The following is a 3,072-nucleotide window of genomic DNA, read 5'->3' as shown; positions in this document are numbered from 1 at the left end:
CAGGAAATTCATAGCGATCTCGTCGAAACGCTGTTCGGCACGCCGGGCGCGTTCGTCGCCGGCGTCTTCGGGGGCCTCGTGGCGCCGCTGCTCGGCTGGATGTCGACCGGAGACAGGATTTATCTTTTTTTCACGGCCTTCATCAGTTGCCTTGGGCTGTTTCGGATTTGCGTTCTTATCGCTCACGCGCGAACGCCGCTGGTCCAGCGGCGGCGCGACGCCAAGAAGTGGGAGAGGCTTTACGCCTTGGGCGGGGTCGGCTTCATGTCCGCCGTCGGCTGCGCGGTCGCGCTGATATTTTTCGAGCACAAGAACGGCCTTCTCAGCAGCTACAGCATCGTCACCATGATGAGCGGCATCGGCGGGCTCGCGGGACGCAACGCCGGTCGTCCCCTCATCGTGCTTGGACAGGTTGTCGGCCTGGCGGCGCCGCTCGCCTTCGCGGCGCTGTTGCAGGGCGATCTCCGCTACTGGGGACTCGCGGTGATTTTGGTGCTGCTCATCGTCGCGGTGAACTCCACGTCGAAATTTCTAAACGGGAATCTCGAATCCGCGTTGCGCAACGGACACGACGCCTCGCTGCAACGCCAGAGATTTGCTTTAGCGCTCAACAGCATGGCGCATGGTCTCTGCATGGGAGACGCCAACACGAATATCTCTGTCGTCAACCGCAAAATGACTGAACTTTTTGGGTTCGTCGCGGTGGCCACGCCAATTAAACTCGAAGCCCTCGCGAGCGCGATTGGCGTAAGCGCCCACATGGCCGCCGACGAGAGCGTCGCGTTTCGCGAAAAATGGAAAGCCCACGTGGCGCTTGCGCATGCAAGCGTGTTCTCTCAGCAAATCGGCGCGCGCATTTTCGACTTTCGATGCGAGCCGGCCGACGCCGGCGTCTTTGTCACGGTGATCGAGGACGTGACCGAACAGCGCCAGGCCGCGCGCGAAATCGAACACATCGCCCATTTCGACATGTTGACCAACCTTCCCAATCGTTTGCAGTTCCAGAATCGACTCGAGGGCGATCTGGCGCAAATCGACGAGCAGGGCGGCACGCTGACCCTGCTGAACATCGATCTCGATCGCTTCAAGGAAGTGAACGACACACTTGGTCATTCCATCGGAGACCAGCTTCTGGTGAGCGTCGCGACGCGGCTGCGTCAATGTGTCGACGCCGCCGACATGGTGGCGCGCTTTGGTGGCGATGAATTTTGCATTCTCTTGCGCTCCGTGCAAGATCGCGCCGACGCCGAGCGCCTCGCGGTTGGGGTTATAGAAGCGATCCAACAACCATACACGGTCGAGGGTCACACGATCTCAATCGGAGCCAGCATTGGGCTCGCGGTCTCGCCAGCCGACGCAGGGATCGCGGAAGACCTTCTAAAGTGCGCCGACCTGGCGATGTACCGCTCCAAACTGACAGGGCGCGGCAAGGCGGTCTGGTTCACCCAAGGCATGCAAGAGGAATTGGCGAAAAAACGCCGGATCGAGGTCGAACTGCGCCACGCGTTGGAGGCCGGCGAACTCGTCGTCTTCTATCAGCCGATTGTCGACGCGCGCTCCGGCGACGTGACCTGTTGCGAAGCGCTGCTGCGCTGGAGACATCCGGAGCGAGGCCTGATCTCCCCTGCGGAATTCATTCCAGTCGCCGAGGAAACCGGACTGATTGTCAAGCTCGGCGCGTGGGTGCTGCGTCAGGCCTGCGCCGACGCGCTCACCTGGCCGTCGCACATTCGCGTCGCCGTGAACCTCTCGCCCCGTCAATTTCAGCAAAAGGAACTGGCGGACATGATCAAAGCGACGCTTGAAGATTGCCGCCTCGACCCGGATCGCCTTGAATTGGAGATCACCGAATCGACTCTCATGGCCGATACGGACGATGTCGAGCAAAAAATCGCCAAAATAAACTCGCTCGGTCTGCGCCTGTCGCTCGACGATTTTGGCACCGGGTACAGCAGTCTCGGCTATCTCGATCGCTTTCCCGTGAAGAAGGTGAAAATCGATCACTCCTTCGCCAACCAGATGCTCCATTCCTCGAAAATGCAGGCGATCATCGGCGCGGTCGCGCTGCTCGCCCGAGAATTGGACATAGACATGGTCGTGGAAGGCGTCGAAACGCACTCCCAACTCGCGTTCCTGGCGACAAAGAACATTTATCTCATACAGGGATATCTTTTCAGTCGACCAAAGCCTCTCGAGGAAATCTTACCACGCCTCAGGTCTTGGCATGGCGGCGACGATCGCGGACAAGCGGCCCGACAGGGAGCAAATTCGGCGTCCGACCGACGGAGTTTGCCCCCAATCCAAGGAGAGCGCGGCTTATGAGAGCATTTCTTTCGACGAAGGCGGCATTGGCGGCCGCTGTCGTGATTCCAGGGTATCGCCAGCACCGGGCACGTCGCGTCACGCATGTAACGCGCAAGACTTCGAGAAATTGATTATAGAAGTCTCTATTGATGCGCCCCCGATCGACGCTGACGACTTGGTAAGTGCGATTGCGGGGCGTTTAGTCAAGGACGGGCTCCAGATTACAGTTCGGTTTCGCCCAGCAGCTTTCGCGGCGTATAGCGCCTTGTCGGCGCGTTCGATCGATAGCTGGACAGAAACATCCGGGTCAATCACCGTGACGCCAAAGGAAGCCGTGGTCGTGAATGGAGGGTGACCTTCCCTGTGGATCACTATCTCGGCAAGCTCCTTGCCTAGCAGCTCCATCTTCGCTTGACCGGCTTCAAGCTCGGTGTTCGGCGTGCAAATGAGGAATTCCTCACCGCCGTAGCGGAAAATCGTGTCGTGCGAGCGCATTCGCGACCTCATATGATGTGCGAAGCGGACGAGGACTTGGTCTCCGACGGTATGACCGTATTTATCATTGATGCTCTTGAAATTGTCCAAGTCCACCATCGCAATGCATGTCGAATGCGCTTTGCGCTTTGCTAATGCTTGCTCCTCACGAAGTTTCGTCAGCATGTCCGCGCGGTTCGCTGTCTCGGTCAGCGGATCGAGATTGAGGATTGATCTTTGAAGTTCGTGCTTTGTCGTTAAGAGCCCACGCCGCATCTCCTTCACCGCCGTCGT

The 3,072-nt window shown here is 58.8% G+C and carries 2 protein-coding genes; one reads left to right on the top strand and one right to left on the bottom strand.

Annotated features, from left to right (window positions below; genetic code table 11):
* On the top strand, positions 1-2,322 hold a 2,322-nt coding region (locus VIF40_RS12830), incomplete at its 5' end, for a putative bifunctional diguanylate cyclase/phosphodiesterase (protein ID WP_331937902.1).
* Positions 2,323-2,400: 78 nt separating this feature from the next.
* On the opposite strand, the gene VIF40_RS12825 is transcribed toward VIF40_RS12830, so the two are convergent.
* The coding region (locus VIF40_RS12825) for a GGDEF domain-containing protein (RefSeq protein ID WP_331937901.1) at positions 2,401-3,072 on the bottom strand (672 nt) is incomplete at its 5' end.

It is taken from the genome of Methylosinus sp. (assembly GCF_036560965.1).
Classification (GTDB): Bacteria; Pseudomonadota; Alphaproteobacteria; order Rhizobiales; family Beijerinckiaceae; genus Methylosinus.
Note: the sequence above shows the minus strand (reverse complement) of the source record. Positions and strands in the feature narration are given on the sequence as shown.